This is a genomic window from Agrobacterium tumefaciens (genome assembly GCF_031801495.1).
GTDB lineage: Bacteria > Pseudomonadota > Alphaproteobacteria > Rhizobiales > Rhizobiaceae > Agrobacterium > Agrobacterium tumefaciens_K.
Genome location: NZ_JAOEGC010000002.1, coordinates 2,211,710 through 2,230,999, shown reverse-complemented (window position 1 = coordinate 2,230,999; position 19,290 = coordinate 2,211,710). Strand labels below are relative to the sequence as shown.

Sequence of the window (19,290 nt, the reverse complement as noted above, 5' to 3'; positions counted from 1 at the left end):
ACTCTTCAAAAACAAAAAACCCGCCGGTTGCGCGGCGGGATTTTTTTATACGGGCGTTTCGAAACGGATCAGGCGGTTTCGAGATATTCCGTGGCGCCATCCGGCTCGCGCAGAACGTAGCCGCGGCCCCAGACGGTTTCGATGTAGTTCGCGCCGCCTGCGGCGTTGGCGAGCTTCTTGCGCAGCTTGCAGATGAACACGTCGATGATCTTCAGTTCAGGCTCGTCCATGCCGCCATAAAGGTGGTTGAGGAACATTTCCTTGGTCAGCGTCGTGCCCTTGCGCAGCGAAAGCAGCTCGAGCATCTGATATTCCTTGCCGGTCAGGTGGACGCGCTGTCCACCGACTTCAACCGTCTTGGCGTCGAGGTTGACGATCAGCTCGCCGGTGGCGATGACCGACTGGGCATGGCCCTTCGAACGGCGCACGATGGCATGGATGCGGGCAACCAGCTCATCCTTGTGGAACGGCTTGGTCATGTAATCGTCTGCGCCGAAGCCAAGGCCGCGAACCTTGTCCTCGATACCGGCCATGCCGGAGAGGATGAGGATCGGCGTCTTCACCTTGGAGAGGCGCAACGTTCTCAAGACTTCGTAACCCGACATGTCAGGCAGGTTCAGGTCGAGCAGAATGATGTCGTAATCGTACAGCTTGCCAAGATCCACGCCTTCCTCACCGAGGTCGGTCGTGTAGACGTTAAAACTTTCCGACTTGAGCATCAGTTCGATGCTCTGCGCTGTCGCGCTGTCGTCTTCAATAAGTAGAACCCGCATAATTATCCCCTTTGCCGCCCGCAGGGAGGTAAATCATTGCCTCGCGCGATGCGGATCCAGACGTTGCCTGATTTGCAGGCTGCCACCAAATGGTTAACAAATTCTAATTGCCTTTGGCAAGGTGTATCGAATTTATTAAGCAAAGTTGACATTCTGCTGTTTTTGCACGTGAATCCATCATCGCCAATATTGAAGCTTAACGTGAGGGATTCCCGCTAAGTGATTCAATCGACTCTTACATTGTCGTGTCCATTTTTTGGACTTGGCATTTACCGACCCTTAAATGATCATGCTTATCATTAACGATGCCCGTAAACGAAAGGTTAACGGCGGCTGATTTTTATTAACGCCGGGTAACTTTTCGGAATCATTCCGGTACAGCCGGAAGAATGCGGGCGGTAATGCCTTTTTTGGCCTGGGTCTCGCTATCCATGGAGTATTGCGTATGAAGTCGCGTGACAGCCTAGTTCGCCTGAAAGAATTTCAGGTCAACGAAAAACGACGGCAGTTGCATCAGTTGCAGCAGATGATGTCGGAGTTCGAACGAATGGCAAAAGAACTGGTCCACCAGATCTCGCTGGAGGAAAGCAAGTCGGGTATCACCGATCCGACGCATTTTGCCTATCCGACCTTCGCGAAGGCCGCACGTCAGCGGGCAGACAATCTTCAGGTTTCCATTCGTGAACTGAAGATGCAGCAGGAAGCCGCGGAATCTGCGCTGGAAGAAGTGCAGGCGGAATACGAAAAGGCCGCGGCACTTGAAAACCGCGACGGTGCGATCCGCGCCCGAGCCTGATCGGCCGGAGCAACCGGGTGATCGTGGTCCTCATTGACGGCTGCCGGTGGATCAGGTGGCGGCTTTCAATGATGGGACGCCATGACTTTTTTCAAAAACGGCTGCCGGTCTGGCGGCCGTTTTTGTTTGTGCGCTTGCAAAACGCCAGTCCCCCTTTTGCATTTGTTTGCGTGCTGCGAAAGGAGTAATCTGACGAGGTTTCGCCACCCCGATGTCCTCATTCGCCTACCGGAATTTTTTCGGCGCCGTGCATCGGGTGCGTGCGACCAAAAAGGGAGGAAGACAATGGCTCGCCAGTATATCGATTGCCGTGAATTTCCGAGTGAAAGCAAGTGCACGATCGCCATCTCCGCCGATACCGCCGATGAACTGATCGACGCGGCCGTTCAGCATGCGATCACGGTGCATGGCGCCGAAGACACGCCGGAATTCCGCGACGAAGTCCGCAAGAGCATTCATCAGGGAACGCCGCCGATGATGGTGGCGTGAACACTTCTGGTGACGTGATTTTTTCCGTCATGCCGGGCTTGGAGAGGCAGCTGGTGGCTGCACCTTTGCGCCACGGGCAGTGTGGTTTGCGATCAAGAGCTTGAGCGCGCTGGGCCCGGTATCCGAGTCCGGGGTGACGCGGCTTCGTGTTGCGGAAGAAATCGATTCCTCGGGGTGTTTTTCCCGTTTCACCGATTATCCCTGAATGACATCCGCCCATTCAGGGTGGCGAAGCGTTTGCGCCTTGAAGAAGGGGCAGAGGGGAATGATCTTCCAGCCGCCCTTGCGGGCGTCTTCGATGGCATGGGCGGCGAGCGCCTGGCCGACACCCTTGCCGCGCAACGCATCCGGAACGCCGGTATGGTCGATGATGATGAGGGAAGGGGAGGTGCGGGAATAGGTCATTTCCGCCTTGTGGCCTTCGATCGTCGCCGAATACTCGCCGTGCGAACCGGTTTCCGAGGTCACGATGTCCATGAAGTGTCTCCCTTCGATCCTGTGTTTCTTTCGTTCGCCACTTTAACGGGCCGGGCCAAAATGGAAACCGCCGCGGTGGCGAACGCAGTGGACACAAAAAGACGACAATGCTGCCTGTTGCTGCGTTGGGGGAGGAACGTCCGCACCGCTCAAAATTCAAACGCCCCGCCGGTGAAATCCGACAGGGCGTTTGAAAAAATCTTTGCCGGTGTTACGCGGCGAAAAGAACCTTTAGTGGCGGTACTGCTGGATCCGCGTCGTACGCAGGCCAGCAAGGCCATGATCGGCAATCGACGACTGCCAGGACAGGAATTCCTCAACGGTAAGCGTATAACGCTCGCAGGCTTCCTCGAGGCTCAGCAGTCCTCCGCGCACGGCGGCAACAACCTCTGCCTTTCTGCGAATGACCCAACGTCGGGTATTTGCAGGCGGAAGATCCGCAATCGTCAGGGGGCTGCCATCGGGGCCGATGACATATTTAACTCGTGGGCGTATCATTTCGGTCATTGGACACTCTATACAAACTCAAGACCATATGACGGGAACTGTAGCCCGGTACCTTTAAAAATTGCCTAAGCACTTCGTGACAGTTTATTAAGAAATTGAATGATTTCGCCTGATTTGTTCGAGTTGCCTTATTTCGTGGGCGAAAAAATTCTTTCTTCACGCGATTTTTTTCTGTGTTTACGGTTTTGCGAGCAGCAGTATGGACTTGCCGGGGCCTTGGGCGAACGTTGCCGAGCCATTGTTGCGCAGGCTGAGGCGATCACCGGCGTTCAGCGCGACCATGAAGAGACCGGACTGGAGCGTCCCGGCACTGGCGGTTGTGCCAATCAGCGACAGGTCGCCCGCGGCGCCATTGACCGCGAGAGATACCTGATGGCCGGATGAAGACACCACGGCCAGCGATAGCGCAGCGAGATAAAGGCCGGTTGCGGGGATGACGATTTCTTTTCCGGGTGCCGCGCCGACATCGTTGCCGAGCGCAAAGCCACCCTGCTGGATCGCAAGCACGGAAAAGCCGGACGATGACCCGTTGACGGGCGAAAGATTGCCAGCCGGCAGTTCCGCCCGCAGCAATGGCCGATGTGGCATGTCGATGTGTCCGCTGCCGCTGAGGAGAGGGCCGTCTGCCATGTCGCGCCATCCGCGCTGGTCTTGATCGAGAAGCCATCGTTCCCCGCCAGACCCATTTCCGCACGCCCGCTCCAGCCGGACTGGAACAGAAGCGAAGCGGTATCGGCGCTTCCCGCCTTGTTGATGGTCATGCGGTGGTCGCCATTCGTGTGGGTGAAAAGGCTGGCGGGTGAGGCCAGCGCGAAACGGTTGGTGGCGTCCGCATCCGTGCCGATGCCGAGGCGATCCATCCGGCCGGTTGCGGGAAGCGGCATATCCTGCCATGAACCGTCCTGCAGCACGCGATAACGTCCGGCCTCGGCAAACCACGCCGTCCAGCCCGGTTTCGGCTGCATGATCAGCCACGCGCCGTCCTGACGGAACGCAAGTTTGCCTGCGTTTCCGCTCCAGTCGCCGGTGGCATTTTCAGCGATCAGAAAACAATCACCCTCCTCGGGGCTGGACGGCGGCGTCGCTGGCACATCGGCAATCACAAGCTGGACGACCGCATCCAGCCTTTGCAATGCCTCGTTGTGGGTGACGTGTTTCTGCGCCTGTGAGGGCAGGATATAGGGAAGTTGAAGCTTCGTGGTCCGGTCTGTCATGGGGCTCTCCCGCTCGCTGTGGCCTGTGTGCTGCCGGTGATTGTGCGGCGGCGATGTCAGGCGGGGAGGAGCGGGGATGAGATATTCTCGTGTCGCAGATACTGAGATGGGTTTGAACCTTTCATCAGCCGCATATTTTTCATCAGACTGTAAACGTGGAGAAGGTTATTGGATCGGTTCGTCATTCTTTCCGGCTGTTCGGGCGGTGGTAAATCCACGCTGCTCGAGGAACTCGCGCGGCGCGGCTTTTCAACCGTCGAGGAGCCGGGACGGCGCATCGTGGCGCAGGAAATGCGACGTGGCGGGATGGCGCTGCCATGGGTCGATATGGCGGCTTTTGCGCGACGTGCCGTCAGGCTTTCACTTGAGGATCGCCAGAATGCCAGTTCAAGCGGCACGGTGTTTTTCGATCGCGGGCTGATCGATGCCGCGTCTGTGTTGCACGACGTTACCGGTGACGCCTTCATCGAAAGGCTGCGGCGTGACCATAGATATAACCGGCTGGTGTTCCTCACGCCGCCCTGGCCGGAAATCTACCGCACGGACGGCGAACGGCAGCACGGTTTCGATGCGGCCATCACGGAGTATGAGCGCCTGCTGCGCGATTATGCCCGGCTGGAGTATGAGACGGTCGTTTTGCCGAGGGCCAGCGTTGGCGAGCGGGCGGATCTGGTGCTGGGAGCTCTCTCAAACGCTTTGGGATAATTGCGCAACGGCGACAAGCGTGAAGTCCGCCGCCGAAGGGCGGCGTCCGCATTCCCCGGTCGTCAGGGAAACAACCGGCGCGGGCAACAAAAAAGCCCGGTCTTTCGACCGGGCTTCGATGTGTGGGGCCAAAGGGCTTAGCTGCCCTGCTGGAAGTAGCTGTACTTGCCGTCCGGGCCTTTCTTCCATTCGTACATGACGTAGCCCGGAAGCTTCGGGTCGCCCTTTTCGTCGAAGGAGATTTCGCCGAGAACGGTCGAGAACTTGCCAGCCTTCATCGCTTCGGCAACCTTTTCCGCTTCCAGCGAAGCGGCTGCCTTGGCAGCTTCGGCAATCGTCTGGACGGCGGCATAGGAGTAGAGCGTGTACGCTTCAGGGTTGAAGCCCGCAGCTTTGAATTTCTCGACCAGTTCCTTGTTCTCCGGGCGGAGCGTCGGATCAGGACCGAAGGTGTTCAGCGTGCCTTCAACGGCGTCGCCAGCGATGGACGCGAGTTCGTTCGAAACGATACCGTCGCCCGATACGAGCTTCGCCTTCAGACCCTGGTCAGCAGCCTGACGGATGATGAGGCCGGCTTCGGTGTGCAGACCACCCCAGTAGATGACGGAAACGCCAGCTTCCTTCATCTTGGCGATGAGGGCGGAGAAGTCCTTGTCGCCGACGTTCACGCCTTCGTAGATGGCTTCGGTGACGCCAGCGGCGTTTGCAGCCTTCTTGGTTTCATCGGCAAGGCCCTGACCATACGGGGTCTTGTCGTGGATGATGGCGATCTTGGCGTCCTTGAAGTTGTCAGCCAGATACTTGCCAGCGATGCCGCCCTGCTGGTCGTCACGACCGCAGGTGCGGAAGGTGTTCCACAGGCCACGCTCGGTGAAGACCGGGTTGGTGGCGGCAGGGGTGATTTCGAGAATGCCGTTTTCGGCATAGACTTCAGACGCCGGAATGGAAACGCCGGAGTTGAAGTGACCGACAACGAACTTTACGCCGTCAGCGACGAACTTGTTGGCGACAGAGATACCCTGCTTGGGGTCCGATACGTCGTCGCCGAGCACGATCTTGATCTGTTCGCCGTTGATGCCGCCAGCAGCGTTGATATCTGCCGCAGCCTGTTCTGCACCCTTCTGAAGCTGAGCGCCGAAAGCAGCGTTCGGGCCGGTCAGAGGACCGCCGACACCAATCAGGATATCGGCCCAGGCCGAACCGCTGAAGGCGACCATGGCGGTCAGCGCAACGGCGGAAAGAAGAGACTTCTTCATTACTGTACTCCCAGTTCCTTTGGATGGGTTGATCGCATGAACCTGTTCAGTACCCACCTTAACTGAACAGGAAACGGTTCCACTCTAACGGGTATTGTGCAGCCAGAAAAAACCGGCTGTCAATCTTTCTTCTTGTAGGAAAATGCCGAACTTCTGTCGTAGAGCCAGTAGTAATTGTTCACCATCTGGCTCGTCCGGCGGACGCGGAACCCGGCGCTGGAAAAGACCAGCAACAGAGCAACGTCAAATACGTAGTAGAAGCCGTTCAGGAACGGCCCGTTGAACAGCGCGTGGTGCAGAAAGCGCAGGGCAAGGCCAAGCGCCAGCGTGTAGATGACCACCCGTGTGTAACTGCCCCAGCTGTCGGCCACGGACTTGCCCGTTCTCCAGGCCGTCCAGAAACCAAGGATGACAACCAGAGCGCGCAGAACATAACGGACGCCGCTATCGGTCTCGAAAAAAAGGCCCTGCATTTCTTTCCCCATCAGCACCGGGTACGACGCCCGGCCCCACCGTTTTTCCGGCAGGCTTTTTTGTTGTTTACGTCCCGCAGCCCGTTGATGATTTGCAGGACACCGTTTGCAGTCTTGCGCCGCAGCATCTCCGGCGCAAGTAAAATCTTTCAGTGACGGCCACCTTCGAGATAGGCGGCGCGGACTTCGGGATTGGCGAGCAGTTCCTTGCCCGAACCGCTCATCGTCACCTTGCCGTTGACCATCACGTAAGCGCGGTCTGACAGCTTGAGCGCGGCAAACGCGTTCTGCTCCACGAGGAAGACCGTCAGGCCTTCTTCCTGGTTCAGTTTCTTGATTGCCTCGAAGATACCCTTGACGATCAGAGGCGCCAGACCGAGCGACGGCTCGTCGAGCAGAAGCAGTTTCGGCCGGGCCATCAGCGCGCGGCCGATGGACAGCATCTGCTGCTCACCTCCCGAAAGCGTGCCGCCACGCTGGCTCTGGCGTTCCTTCAGGCGCGGGAACATCACGAAGATCTTCTCCACGTCTTCCTTGAAGTATTTCAGGTTGTCGAGGTTGGCGCCCATCTGCAGGTTTTCCAGCACGGTCATGCGTGGAAAGATGCGACGGCCTTCCGGCGACTGGGCGATACGCTTGCGGGCGATCAGATGCGTGGGGACGCGTGTGATGTCCTCACCGTCGAAGGTGATCTGGCCGGTGCGGGCCTGCGGGCTGCCGCAGATGGTCATCATCAGCGTCGACTTGCCGGCACCGTTGGCGCCGATCAGGCTGACGATCTCACCCTTGTTGACCTCGACATCGACGCCAGCCAGCGCCCGGATGTTGCCGTAATAGGTTTCAACACCCTGAACTTTGAGAAGGGGTTCACCGGTCATCAGGCCGCTCCCCCGTCGAGTTCTTCCGCAATCACTTCTTCCACTTCATCATCCTCGACACCGAGATAGGCGGCGATGACCTTCGGGTCGTGCTTCACATGCTCCGGCGTGCCGTCGGAAATCTTCTGGCCGTATTCGAGAACGACGACGTGGTCGGAAATCTCCATCACCACGGACATGTCGTGCTCGATCAGGAGCAGCGATGTGCCTTCATCGCGAATCCCGCGCAGAAGCGCGTTGAGCGCCAGCGATTCCTTGGGGTTCAGACCGGCGGCAGGCTCATCGAGGCAGAGCAGTTCCGGTTCGGTGCACATGGCGCGGGCGATTTCCAGACGGCGCTGCGCACCGTAAGGCAGGTCTCCCGCCGGATCGTCGGCGCGCTCGATCAGGTCGGCCTTTTGCAGCCAGTATTTTGCCTTTTCGATGGCTGCGTCAGCCGCACGCCGGTAGGCGGGCAGGCCGAGAAGGCCGAGCACCGTGTAACCGGACGCCTTCATCAGAGCGTTGTGCTGGGCCACCAGAAGGTTTTCCAGAACCGTGAGGCCGGAAAACAGGCGGATGTTCTGGAACGTGCGCGCAACCTTGGCCTTCTTGGTGATCTCGAAGTCCGGCAGGCGCTCCAGAAGATGCGTCTCGCCATTGGCGCGACGCATGGTGATCATGCCCATGGTGGGTTTGTAGAAGCCGGTGACGCAGTTGAAGACCGTGGTCTTGCCCGCGCCGTTCGGCCCGATCAGAGCGGTGATGTCGCCGCGCTTTGCCTCGAAGGAGAAGTCGTTGATGGCCATAAGGCCGCCGAACTTCATCGAGAGATGCTCGACCTTGAGGATCGTGTCGCCAGTCGTGTTGCCCATGGTATTGGATGTCATTGCAGTGTTTCCGGAAGCCATCAGCCGTGACCTTCCTTGGTGAAGCTGCCGGAGACGGCCTTGCGTTCCTTCAGGAAGGCGGTGGGTTCGCGTGAGCCGACAAAGCCGCGTGGCTTGAACAGCATGACGATGACCATGGCGAGGCCGAACAGCAGCATGCGGTAAAGCTCCGGCGTGAAATCAGGACCGAAAACGTGCTTCAGGAATTCCATTTCACGCAGAAGCTCGGTGCCGCCGACCATGACGAGAGCCGCAATCGCGATACCCGTCAGCGACCCCATGCCGCCGAGAACGACGATGGCGAGGATGACCGCGGATTCGAGGAAGACGAAGCTTTCCGGCGATACGAAACCCTGGCGTGCGGCGAAGAACGAGCCTGCGAAACCGCCGAACATCGCGCCTGTCGCAAAGGCGGTGAGCTTGGTGATGACGGTGTTGATGCCGAGCGAGCGGCAGGCAATCTCGTCTTCACGCAGCGCTTCCCAGGCACGGCCGATCGGCATGCGGCGCAGCTTGATCGTCACATAGGCGGTCAGCATGCACAGAAGCAGGATCACGTAGAACAGGAAGATCTTGTAGTAGGCGGAGGACATAGACAGGCCGAACGCCTTGGCGAAGTTGTTCGGAGCGCCGACATCGAAGGACCAGATGCCGAAGACCGAAGCCTTGGCGATGCCCGAGATGCCGAAAGTGCCCTTGGTCACTTCGGTCCAGTTCAATAACACAAGTCGGATGATTTCACCGAAAGCCAGCGTCACGATGGCGAGATAATCCCCGCGCAGGCGCAGGACCGGGAAGCCGAGGATGATACCCCAGAAGCCCGCCAGAATGCCCGCCATCGGCAGAAGCACCCAGAAGGAAAGCCCGAAATAGCTGGACAGCAGCGCGTAGGAATAGGCGCCAACCGCGTAGAAGGCCACGTAACCGAGGTCGAGCAGGCCGGCGAGGCCGACGACGATGTTCAGTCCCCAGGCCAGCATCACGTAGATGAGGATCTGGATGCCGAAGTTGTCGACGAATTTCAGCGAACCCTGAAAGCCGAAGAGCTGGACGGCGATGATCGGGTAAAGCAGCAGGAGAACGAGGGCTATCTTGAGGAAGTGCTTGTGGAAGAAGCCCTTGTCCTCGGAGATTTCCAGAACGCCCTTCTTTGCCTTGGCCAGCTTGCGGCGGTCCAGATGCGGCGTAATGAAGCCTACCATCAGGAAGCGTCCGACGGCGGCAACGGCGACGAAGATCGCCAGAAGCCCCCAGCGGGTGCCCCAGATCAGCTGGTTGTTGATGTCCTGATAGGTGACGATGCCGACGTAAAGGATGAACATGCCGAGCGCCACGACGCCCGCGAAGATGCCTTCCCTCACCGCCGCAGCCATGACGCTGCCGTTCGGCGTTTCGTTGTCTGAAACAGTATTGGCCATGACTTAAACCTTCTCCACTTCCGGACGACCCAGAATGCCGGTCGGCTTGAAGATCAGTACGAAAGCAAGGATCGCGAATGCCGCGACATCCTTGTAGGCGATGGAGAAATAGGCCGACCAGAGCGACTCGATGAGGCCGATCAGCAGGCCACCGAGAACCGCGCCCGGCAGCGAGCCGATGCCACCCAGAACCGCTGCGGTGAACGCCTTGACACCTGGAATGAAGCCATCGTTGAACGAGGCCACGCCATAGTACATCAGGTACATCGTACCAGCCACGGCGGCGAGTGCGGCACCCATGATGAAGGTGATCGAAATGGTGCGGTCAACGTCCACGCCGAGCAGCGCCGCCATCTTGCGGTCCTGTTCGGTCGCTCGTTGCGCACGGCCCAGCGGCGTCTTGTTGACGATGTACCAGAAGGCAAACAGCAGAACCGAGGTGACGACCACGATGATAAGCTGCTTCAGCGAAATGGTGATCGCACCGAAATGATAGCTGTCTGTCACAAGCGACGGGATCGGCTTGTTGCGCGGACCCTGCGTGACCTGGATGAAGTTGGACAGCGCGATGGACATGCCGATTGCGGTAATCAGCGGCGCCAGGCGGAACGAACCGCGCAGCGGGCGATAGGCCACCCGTTCGATTGCCCAGTTCCACAATCCGGTCATCAGCATGGCGACGACCATCATCAGCAGCAGCAGAAGCGCTACCGGAATGCCGGCGACGAAAGATGTGACGATCAGGAAAACGATAAGTGCAGCAAAGCCGCCGAGCATGAAGATGTCGCCATGGGCGAAGTTGATCATGCCGATGATGCCGTAGACCATCGTATAGCCAATGGCAATGAGACCGTAAATCGATCCCAGAGTCAGCCCGTTTATGAGCTGCTGGATAAAGTACTCCATGTCTTTCCCCCGGGTATGACCTCGACTGGGTCACGCCTCGTTTATGTTACTTACAGGGGAACTTATTTCGCCACCCCCATACTCAAACCCTTATCGTGTTCGGTGGAAATGTGAAGTCAAAAACCCGCGTTTCTGCACAATATTTAGAATTTCCACGCCGTCTGCCTGCTTCCAGATCAAAAGGGTCATGATTTCGGCAGGAAATGCTGAAAAAATGGCGTGCAGATGCTTATTTATTTAAATTTCAATACCGTTATTTGACGGGGTGCCTGCAAAGGGGTAGCGAAAGTGGCAGTGTCAGGGGTGATGAACGATGGGCGGACGGTACAGACCGCTTCAGACCTCTGCGCGCAAGGAACCGGCAAGAGCGTATCGGGCAAGGGCTCAGGAATGATCGAGATATTGACGCAGGCCGCGCTGGATGCCGGGCAAGCCATCATGGCGGTGCACAGGGCCGGGCCGCACGTCTCTTACAAAAACGACTCCTCGCCGGTAACGGAAGCCGATCAACGGGCCGAAACGATCATTCTGGACGCGCTGGCGCGGCATTTTCCCGATATTCCGGTGATCGCCGAGGAGGCGGTGTCGAAGGGCGTGGTGCCGGAAACCGCCGAGGAGTTTTTTCTTGTCGATCCTCTGGACGGCACCAAGGAATTCATTGCCGGAAAGGACGATTTCACCGTCAACATTGCGTTGATCCGTAACGGTGTGCCGGTTGCTGGCGTCGTTTACGCGCCCTGCCGCGGGCAGGTGTGGACCGGCGAGGATGACGGCGCCGAAAAGCTGACGGTTTCGGCGGAGGGTGTCATTGAAACCCGCCGCGCCATTCGCGCCCGTATGCGGGCCGCGTCGCCCGTTGCACTGATAAGCCGTTCACATTGCACGGAAAAAACGCAAGCCTTCGTGGCCGAGCATGGCCTGAAAGATTGTCTTTCCGTCGGTTCGTCGCTGAAATTCTGCATGCTGGCCGAAGGTGTGGCCGATATCTATCCGCGTTTCAGCCGCACCATGATGTGGGATACGGCGGCGGGTGACGCGGTGCTGCGCGCGGCTGGCGGCAGGACGCTGGACTGTTCCGGCCGTCCGCTGGCTTACGAGGTGAAGGGCGAAGGGGAAGACGCGCTTGCCAACCCCGATTTCATCGCCGAGGGCATGACCGCCTGAAGATATCCGGCTGATTTACCCCTGATGCAGGATATGCGCGGCCTTGACCGCGGCCGAAGCGCGGTTTTCGACGCCGAGCTTGACGTAGATCTGTTCGAGATGCTTGTTCACGGTGCGGGCCGAAAGGCCGAGGATATCGCCGATATCGCGGTTGGATTTCCCCTTGGCGATCCATAACAGCACTTCCGATTCGCGGGCCGTCAGGGCGAAGTGTTCCTTCAGCAGATGATCGCCGGATTTCTCGTTGGCGGCGGTCAGGCGAAACAGGTGTTCGTCCGGTCCCATCGCGCCGAGGAAGGACAGTTGCAGGGCGGGGCGCCCGGCCTGCGTGATCGTCAGCGGCGTATCACGGCCGGTATCGCTTGCTGCCTTTTCCGCAAGCCAGCCTGCAATATGGCTGACGACGATTTCCATGCCGTCGTCGCGGCCGGTGGCGGCGTTGACGAGCCGAGTCGCCTGCGGGGTCGACCAATGGATCGCACCGCTGGCGCGCACAGCCAGCAGATGGCGGCCTGCGACATCCAGCGCCACGCGGGCGCTTTGCGCCGAGCGGGCATTGGAAAGGTGCACGCGGATGCGGGCGCGCAGCTCATCGATGTTGATGGGCTTGGTCAGGTAATCGACGCCGCCGGATTCGAGGGCGCGCACGACATGTTCGGTTTCCGTCAGGCCGGTCATGAAGATGACTGGCACCTGCGCCACGGACGCATTGGCTTTCAGGCGACGGCAGGTCTCAAACCCGTCCATGTTCGGCATGACCGCATCAAGCAGAATTATATCGGGCGTGATGCGCTCGGCGATGTTCAGCGCCGCCTGTCCCGAGGTGGCAATCAGCGCCGAAAAACCGGACTGTTCCAGCGCTTCGGTCAGGAAACCCAACGCTTCCGGGCTGTCATCGACCAGAAGCACGATATCTCTGGGGGGCGCCGCCTGCGGTCCGCTCATGCCTCGCGTTCTTTCCTGTTCATGTCCGCGTCCTCGAAGCCGCTGAGGAATTCCGCATATCCGGCCAGATCGAACGCCTGCACATAGGCTCCAAGCTCCTCGGTGAAGGGCCGGTTGTCTTCGTTGCGGGCAAGATCGGCAAGCTTTGCTTCGATGCCGCGTATGTAGCCGATTTCACCGAGGCGCTGCAAATCCTGAATGTGGATCGCGCCGGGGTTGAGGACCGGGGCATTCTCCGGTTTTTCCCGCACGGACAGGGCGTCCGTTTCGTAGACCCATTTCAGGCCGAGATGGACGGCAAGCTTGTCGCAGAGCTGCCGAATATCGACAGGCTTGGCGATGGCGTCGTTGTGGTTGTCCTCGCCAGCGCCCGCGATCGCGCCATCACCGATATTGGCCGAAAGCATGATGAGTGGCGCAGTCTGTCCGGCTTCGCGCAGTTTCGATACCAGCTGCCAGCCGGTCATGCCGGCCATGGAAATATCGATGAGGAACAGGTCCGGCTTGATACCTTCTATAAGGGTCAGACATTCCGGGCCGCTCTGGGCGGTCAGCACCACGAAATCCAGCGGAACCAGCACCTGCCGCATCAGTTCGCGATGGTCCTCGTTGTCGTCCACCACGACGATGGTGCGGCGGGGGCCGGAATAGGAACGGATGGTCTTTTCCGCCGCCGGTGCCGTGCTTGGGCGGTCGACCGCAGACAGCATGAGGCGGACGCGGAAGGTGGAGCCGTTGTCCTTTTCGCTGGCTACGGAAATCTCGCCGCCCAGCGTGTTGGTGAGAAGCTGGGTGATGGTGAGGCCAAGGCCAAGCCCCGGCATGGGGCGGATGCTGTCCGCCTCACCGCGCTGGAAGGGCTCGTAGATGCGGGCGAGATCCTTTTCTGCGATGCCTCGTCCGGTATCAGCGACCGTGAAGGTGGCAACCTGGTTGCGATAGGCGACATCAAAGGACACGGTGCCCGTATCGGTGAACTTGATGGCGTTGGACAACAGGTTGACGAGGATCTGGCGCAGGCGCTTTTCATCGGTGCGGACATATTGCGGCAGGCTGCGCGCACGCTCATGCCGGAATTCCAGGCTCTTGGCCTGTGCCTGCGGTCGGAACATGTCGACGATCTGGTCGAGGAAATCCTGAATGTTGATTTCGTTGGAATAGACCTGCAACCGGCCCGCCTCGATCTTGGAAATATCCAGCAGCCCGTCGATCAGGCCCGACAGGTGATCGGCCGAGCGGCGGATGACCTTGATGGCCGATTGCCGGGGCGGCGGGATCGTCTCGTCGCGTTCCAAAATCTGCGCATAACCGAGAACGGCGTTGAGCGGCGTGCGCAATTCGTGGCTGAGGCCAACCACATAACGGCTCTTGGCGCGGTTGGCGGCTTCGGCGGTTTCCTTGGCATCCTGAAGGGCGGCGTCGGTTTTCTTGTGGGCGGCGATTTCTTTCAGCAAAAGCGTGTTCTGGCGGGAAGATTCCTCTTCCGCCACCACCCGGCTGTCATGGGCTAGAACGAGGAACCAGCAGACGATGCCGGCAATGACGGCGAACACGAAAAAGACGATGAGGATGGTGCGATCCACCACATCCGCCGTCTCAGGCGAGGCATTGCTGACCTGATGGGCGATCAGCGCCAGAATGGTGCCGATGATGGTGATCGCAACAGCCGCCGCCATGGCGTATCGGCCAAGGCGTGTTGCAAGCCTCGCCACCAGCTGATCCGGCAGGAAGGATCTGGCGACGGTGGCAACCTGATAATTCAGCTTCGCCTTCGGTTTGCACATGTCATGGCAGCGGCTGTCCAGCGAACAGCAGAGCGAACAGATGGGGGCGGCATAGGCCGGGCACCACGCCATGTCTTCCGGCTCGAACGGGTGTTCGCAGATCGAGCAGGTGATGGAACTTTCCTCATGCCACTTCTGGCGCGGCTTGCGGGCGAGATAGAATTTGCCTTTCGTACCCCATGCGATCAGCGGCGAGGCGATGAAGGCGACGATCAGCGTCAGATAGGGCGCGAGCGAGGCGGCCAGTTCGCCGAAAGAACCGAAATGCGCCATCAGCGCGATGGTGGCCGACAGCGTCATGGAGCCGACGCCGACCGGATTGATATCGTAAAGGTGGGCGCGCTTGAACTCGATGCCGGGTGGGGCAAGGCCGAGCGGCTTGTTGATGAACAGATCGGCTGAAATGGTGCAGAGCCAAGCCATGGCGATGATGGAGAAGATTCCGAGTGTTTCTTCCAGCAGCCGGTAGATGCCGAGTTCCATCAAAAGCAGCGCGATCGCCACGTTGAATACCAGCCAGACGACGCGGCCGGGGTGGCTGTGGGTGAGGCGGGAAAAGAAGTTCGACCATGCGAGCGATCCCGCATAGGCATTCATGACGTTGATCTTCAGCTGCGACACGACCACGAAGGCGACCATCAGCAGCATCGCTGCCGTGTGGTTGGGGATCATGTAACCGAAAGCGGTCAGGTACATCTGCGCCGGATCGGCGGCGCGATCCACCGAGACGCCGGAGCTGAAGGTCAGGACCACGAGGAAGGAACCGGCCAGAAGCTTCGGTACGCCGACGACGACCCAGCCCGCACCGGCAAGGAAAACCGCAATTCGGTGACGCAGACGGCTCTGGCCTTCAGCGGGAAGGAATCGCAAAAAGTCCACCTGTTCGCCGATCTGGGACATCAGCGCCAGAATGACGGCGGATGCCGCGCCGAACTCCACGAGATTGAAATGGGCGACGGTACCGGGCGGCCCGGAGGCATGGTGGATGCCGGAAAAGGCCCGCCACAGATCGTATTTTTCCCAATCCATCAGGGCGATGAAGATGAACGGCAGGATATTGAGGACGATCCAGAACGGCTGGGTGACGATCTGGAACCGGCTGATGAGGCGCACACCATGGGTGACGAGCGGTATGACCATGACGGACGAGATGATGTAACCGATCCATAGCGGAATGCCGAGGGCCAGTTCCAGCGCGCCGGACATGATCGACGCCTCGATGGCGAACAGCATGAAGGTGAAGGCGGCGTAGATCAGCGAGGTGATGGTGGAGCCGATGTACCCGAAGCTGGCGCCACGCGTCAGAAGATCGATATCGACACCATGGCGGATGGCGTAACGGCTGATCGGCAGGCCGACCGCCAGCATGGCGATGGCGGCGACGACAATGGCGTAAAAGGCATTGGTGGTGCCATAGGACAGCGTGATCGCCCCGCCGATCGCCTCCAGCGCCAGAAAGGAAATCGCGCCGATGGCGGTGTGCGAAATGCGGTTGGAAGAAAACTGCCGTGCGCTTTTGGCCGTAAAGCGCAGGGCATAGTCTTCCAGCGTCTGGTTGGCGACCCAGCGGTTATATTCACGTCTGACGGGTATGATGCGCTGCCGTGCCGCCATGCCTAAAAATCAGACCTCTTCCGGAAGTGATATCCAATTGTGCACTTTCGGGTGAAAGGGCCGGGTTTGCAAGGGAAATGCTGCGGCTGGCGCCTCAAAGCCGCACGGACATGCCACCATCCACTGTCAGCACATGGCCGTTGACGAATGTGGCGGCGTCGCTGGCCAGAAACAGCGCCGCACCGGCGATTTCATCCGGCTGGCCCCAGCGTTCGAGCGGCACGCGCAGCTTGGCGAAGGCGACCATGTCCGGGTTTTCGGCGAGCGCCGCATTGGTTTCGGTTGCGAACATGCCCGGGGAAATGGCGTTGCTGGTGATGCCGCGTGCGCCGTAGTCCACGGCGAGGCTGCGCATCAGCCCGGTCAGCCCCTGCTTGGCGACGGGGTAGATCGCGTCTCCCGGCTTGACGATGTAACCGAGGATGGAGGTGATCGTGATGATGCGGCCATAGCCGTTTTTATTCATCGCCTCAACGGCATCGCGCGACAGGGAGATGGAGGAGGTGAGGTCGGTGCGGATGAGGTCAAGCACGTCTTCATCGCTGAATTCCGCGAGAGGACGACGGTCACGCGCGCCGACATTGTTGACGAGAATGTCGAGGTGGCCGTGCTCGTCCATGATGCGGTTGACGAGACGCCCACCTGCCGCCGTGTCGGTGATATCGAAGGCCGCGTAATCGGCTTTTCCACCTGCCTCGCGAAGGGTGTTTACCGCTGCCTCCAGCGTTTCGGCGCTGCGACCGGTCAGCCAGACATGCGCGCCCGCTTCCGTGAACGCCTTTGCGATTTCGAAGCCGAGGCCGCGTCCGCTTCCGGTGATGATCGCGGTTCGGTTTTCAAGGGAAAACTTCTGGAGAATGCCCATCGCTCACCTTCCTTGTCCTGGGGGGATACGTCAGCGCGCAGGATAGGCTGCGGGGACCGGGCGGCGAAAGGTCAACGTCCGGCCGAAGTGTTCGGTCCGGCAATTTCAGCGCGGCGGCGTTACAGTTTTGCGCGCCATGCACCAGACGCAAAAATGGCGTCGTCTCGAACAAGACGACGCCATTTTCAATTTATCAGGCAGCAGCCGACTTTGCAGTCGGGACTTCCGCAATCGTCTTCAGAACGATGGAAGCGATCTGGTACGGGCAGCCCTGCGAGTTCGGACGACGGTCTTCGAGGTAACCCTTGTAGCCGTTGTTGACGAAGGAGTGCGGTACGCGGATCGACGCGCCACGGTCAGCAACGCCGTAGGAGAACTTGTTCCACGGAGCGGTTTCGTGCTTGCCGGTCAGACGCAGGTGGTTGTCCGGGCCGTAAACGTCGATGTGCTCTTTCCAGTTCTTGGCGAAAGCAGCCATGAGGGCTTCGAAGTAGTCCTTGCCGCCAACTTCGCGCATGAACTTCGTGGAGAAGTTGCAGTGCATGCCGGAGCCGTTCCAGTCGGTGTCGCCGAGCGGCTTGCAATGGAATTCGACGTCGATACCGTACTGTTCGCACAGACGCAGAAGCAGGTAACGGGCGATCCAGATCTGGTCGGCGGCGCGCTTGGAGCCCTTGCCGAAAATCTGGAATTCCCACTGGCCCTTGGCCACTTCGGCGTTGATGCCTTCGTGGTTGATGCCTGCCTCGAGGCAGAGGTCCAGATGCTCTTCAACGATCTCGCGGGCAACGGAGCCAACGTTCTTGAAGCCAACGCCGGTGTAGTACGGACCCTGCGGAGCCGGGTAGCCCTGCTCAGGGAAGCCGAGCGGACGGCCGTCCTGGTAGAAGAAGTATTCCTGCTCGAAGCCGAACCAGGCGTCTTCATCGTCGAGGATGGTCGCGCGGCTGTTGGACGGATGCGGGGTGACGCCATCCGGCATCATGACTTCGCACATGACGAGAGCGCCGTTCGAGCGGGCCGGATCCGGGTAGATCGCTACTGGCTTCAGAACGCAATCCGAGCTGTGGCCTTCGGCCTGCTGGGTGGACGAGCCATCGAAGCCCCAGAGCGGGAGCTGCTCAAGCGTCGGGAATTCGTCGAATTCCTTGATCTGCGTCTTGCCGCGCAGGTTAGGGACCGGCTTGTACCCGTCGAGCCAGATGTACTCGAGTTTAAACTTAGTCATTACGAACCTCTCATAGGTAAAAATGCGAAGCCTTGAGGCCACCGTTGCTTTCGCCGTCGGAAGCCGCTCTTGCTTTCAAGGGCTGCCGAAACAGATGCATGTTGTGTGCCAGATTGACGCCGATCGCCGATTTTTTTCGAAAATTCTTTCTGGGCCTCATCGGCGAAAGGTAGAGTTCGCAGACCTTTCCCGGCGATGCTGCGCTGCGGCAACTAAAAAAAGCCTCTCTGATTCATGAGTTTTTTCTTATGCATAGGCGTGGCGCTCCGGAAAAGCCGGCTGTTGCGGCGCACAGAATGGCAGGGCGTTCGTTCATTTGGCAATTGCCTTGAATTCCGGCGCTTCTGGAATGGTTTTTCTTGTCGAATGCGCAATTAATGCCTATATTTTTCGCAACGTGATTTTTTTTTAATCAATCGGAGCGAATCCGAGGCTCGGAAGTTTGCTTCACACATCGAAGTGCTTCGATGCAAGGAAAGTGAGAAGTGCAAAATGGCGACCGGCTTTCATCGTGAGACTGCAACCATCTATCAATTCCCCGTCGGCGGACGTTCGGGCATGCCGAAGTTCCGCAGCAGCGGTCTGAGCGCGCTCGAGGAAGAGGCGAAGATGCCGCATATCGATTTCGGCTCGTGGTATCATGACGAGGCGATCCGCGACGAAGAGCGGGGCGACAAGCCGCATTCCTGATGCGCTCCGTATAGGCGGACTCGAACATCACCCTCACCCCTGCGGCGAGGACATGCGTTGTTGAGCGGCCATGGATCCTCGGGTCAGGCGCGAGGATGATCGCAGATGATGAGGAGACTTCAGTTCGAGCTGTCCTCCCTCCCTTTACAAGTTCTCTTCTGCACCTTTCGCCACCCCTCCTACGTTAATTGACGTATACGGTTTCGCGTCTGCGAGATCGATAGTCCCCTCCAGCGGCT

20 protein-coding genes are annotated in these 19,290 nt (G+C 59.2%); 6 read left to right on the top strand and 14 right to left on the bottom strand.

Going from position 1 to position 19,290, the window contains the following annotated elements; all coding sequences use genetic code 11:
* Positions 1-68: 68 nt before the first annotated feature.
* Positions 69-773: a response regulator transcription factor CtrA gene (gene ctrA, locus N7578_RS20285; protein WP_027675781.1), complete on the bottom strand. Its 705-nt coding sequence runs from the start codon at positions 771-773 to the stop codon at positions 69-71.
* Between the two features lie 445 nt (positions 774-1,218).
* On the opposite strand from ctrA, the gene N7578_RS20280 reads away from it, so the two are divergent.
* Positions 1,219-1,569 carry a flagellar export protein FliJ gene (locus N7578_RS20280; protein ID WP_311112023.1) on the top strand — a complete coding sequence of 117 codons (351 nt, stop codon included), beginning with the start codon at positions 1,219-1,221 and terminating at the stop codon, positions 1,567-1,569.
* A gap of 285 nt (positions 1,570-1,854) precedes the next feature.
* Positions 1,855-2,058, top strand: a complete 204-nt coding sequence (locus N7578_RS20275; protein ID WP_311112022.1) for a DUF1059 domain-containing protein — start codon at positions 1,855-1,857, stop codon at positions 2,056-2,058.
* A 195-nt stretch (positions 2,059-2,253) separates the two neighbouring features.
* On the opposite strand, the gene N7578_RS20270 is transcribed toward N7578_RS20275, so the two are convergent.
* Positions 2,254-2,535: a GNAT family N-acetyltransferase gene (locus N7578_RS20270; RefSeq protein WP_311112021.1), complete on the bottom strand. Its 282-nt coding sequence runs from the start codon at positions 2,533-2,535 to the stop codon at positions 2,254-2,256.
* A 231-nt stretch (positions 2,536-2,766) separates the two neighbouring features.
* Complete coding sequence (locus N7578_RS20265; protein ID WP_003491799.1) at positions 2,767-3,042, bottom strand: DUF1153 domain-containing protein; 276 nt, start codon at positions 3,040-3,042, stop codon at positions 2,767-2,769.
* A 99-nt stretch (positions 3,043-3,141) separates the two neighbouring features.
* Between N7578_RS20265 and N7578_RS20260 the strand changes: the two genes are divergently transcribed.
* Positions 3,142-3,426: a hypothetical protein gene (locus N7578_RS20260; protein ID WP_311112020.1), complete on the top strand. Its 285-nt coding sequence runs from the start codon at positions 3,142-3,144 to the stop codon at positions 3,424-3,426.
* Here the strand turns inward: N7578_RS20260 and N7578_RS20255 are convergent.
* Positions 3,369-4,256 carry a DUF2793 domain-containing protein gene (locus tag N7578_RS20255; RefSeq protein ID WP_311112019.1) on the bottom strand — a complete coding sequence of 296 codons (888 nt, stop codon included), beginning with the start codon at positions 4,254-4,256 and terminating at the stop codon, positions 3,369-3,371. The genes N7578_RS20260 and N7578_RS20255 overlap by 58 nt on opposite strands.
* A 168-nt stretch (positions 4,257-4,424) precedes the next feature.
* Here N7578_RS20255 and N7578_RS20250 point away from each other — a divergent pair, with 168 nt between their 5' ends.
* Positions 4,425-4,961 (top strand): AAA family ATPase, encoded by a 537-nt coding sequence (locus N7578_RS20250; RefSeq protein WP_311112018.1) that lies wholly within the window; start codon positions 4,425-4,427, stop codon positions 4,959-4,961.
* Between the two features lie 137 nt (positions 4,962-5,098).
* Here the strand turns inward: N7578_RS20250 and N7578_RS20245 are convergent, their stop codons facing one another.
* From N7578_RS20245 to N7578_RS20220, 6 genes are all read right to left on the bottom strand, one after another.
* Positions 5,099-6,217: a branched-chain amino acid ABC transporter substrate-binding protein gene (locus N7578_RS20245; RefSeq protein WP_311112017.1), complete on the bottom strand. Its 1,119-nt coding sequence runs from the start codon at positions 6,215-6,217 to the stop codon at positions 5,099-5,101.
* Between the two features lie 119 nt (positions 6,218-6,336).
* Positions 6,337-6,690: a DUF6867 family protein gene (locus N7578_RS20240; RefSeq protein WP_311112016.1), complete on the bottom strand. Its 354-nt coding sequence runs from the start codon at positions 6,688-6,690 to the stop codon at positions 6,337-6,339.
* 149 nt (positions 6,691-6,839) lie between these two features.
* Positions 6,840-7,568 carry an ABC transporter ATP-binding protein gene (locus N7578_RS20235; RefSeq protein WP_311112015.1) on the bottom strand — a complete coding sequence of 243 codons (729 nt, stop codon included), beginning with the start codon at positions 7,566-7,568 and terminating at the stop codon, positions 6,840-6,842.
* Entirely contained in the window at positions 7,568-8,458 is an 891-nt protein-coding gene (locus tag N7578_RS20230) for an ABC transporter ATP-binding protein (RefSeq protein ID WP_311112014.1), read from the bottom strand. Before N7578_RS20230 ends, N7578_RS20235 begins: the two co-directional genes overlap by 1 nt.
* Positions 8,458-9,810, bottom strand: coding sequence for a high-affinity branched-chain amino acid ABC transporter permease LivM (gene livM / locus N7578_RS20225; protein WP_422646736.1), 1,353 nt, complete (start codon positions 9,808-9,810; stop codon positions 8,458-8,460). Before livM ends, N7578_RS20230 begins: the two co-directional genes overlap by 1 nt.
* A gap of 48 nt (positions 9,811-9,858) precedes the next feature.
* Positions 9,859-10,761 (bottom strand): ABC transporter permease subunit, encoded by a 903-nt coding sequence (locus N7578_RS20220; protein WP_311112012.1) that lies wholly within the window; start codon positions 10,759-10,761, stop codon positions 9,859-9,861.
* Between the two features lie 390 nt (positions 10,762-11,151).
* Here N7578_RS20220 and cysQ point away from each other — a divergent pair, with 390 nt between their 5' ends.
* Complete coding sequence (cysQ, locus tag N7578_RS20215; protein ID WP_311112571.1) at positions 11,152-11,925, top strand: 3'(2'),5'-bisphosphate nucleotidase CysQ; 774 nt, start codon at positions 11,152-11,154, stop codon at positions 11,923-11,925.
* Between the two features lie 15 nt (positions 11,926-11,940).
* Here the strand turns inward: cysQ and N7578_RS20210 are convergent, their stop codons facing one another.
* From N7578_RS20210 to N7578_RS20195, 4 genes are all read right to left on the bottom strand, one after another.
* The gene (locus tag N7578_RS20210; RefSeq protein WP_311112011.1) at positions 11,941-12,870 is read right to left on the bottom strand and encodes a response regulator; all 930 of its coding nucleotides are present in this window, start codon (positions 12,868-12,870) and stop codon (positions 11,941-11,943) included.
* Positions 12,867-16,268: an ATP-binding protein gene (locus N7578_RS20205; RefSeq protein ID WP_311112010.1), complete on the bottom strand. Its 3,402-nt coding sequence runs from the start codon at positions 16,266-16,268 to the stop codon at positions 12,867-12,869. Before N7578_RS20205 ends, N7578_RS20210 begins: the two co-directional genes overlap by 4 nt.
* Before the next feature lie 94 nt (positions 16,269-16,362).
* Positions 16,363-17,133 carry an SDR family oxidoreductase gene (locus N7578_RS20200; protein ID WP_311112009.1) on the bottom strand — a complete coding sequence of 257 codons (771 nt, stop codon included), beginning with the start codon at positions 17,131-17,133 and terminating at the stop codon, positions 16,363-16,365.
* A 193-nt stretch (positions 17,134-17,326) separates the two neighbouring features.
* Positions 17,327-18,361 carry a glutamine synthetase beta-grasp domain-containing protein gene (locus tag N7578_RS20195; protein WP_311112008.1) on the bottom strand — a complete coding sequence of 345 codons (1,035 nt, stop codon included), beginning with the start codon at positions 18,359-18,361 and terminating at the stop codon, positions 17,327-17,329.
* A gap of 492 nt (positions 18,362-18,853) precedes the next feature.
* Here N7578_RS20195 and N7578_RS20190 point away from each other — a divergent pair, with 492 nt between their 5' ends.
* Entirely contained in the window at positions 18,854-19,051 is a 198-nt protein-coding gene (locus N7578_RS20190; protein ID WP_311112007.1) for a DUF2735 domain-containing protein, read from the top strand.
* Positions 19,052-19,290 lie beyond the last annotated feature (239 nt).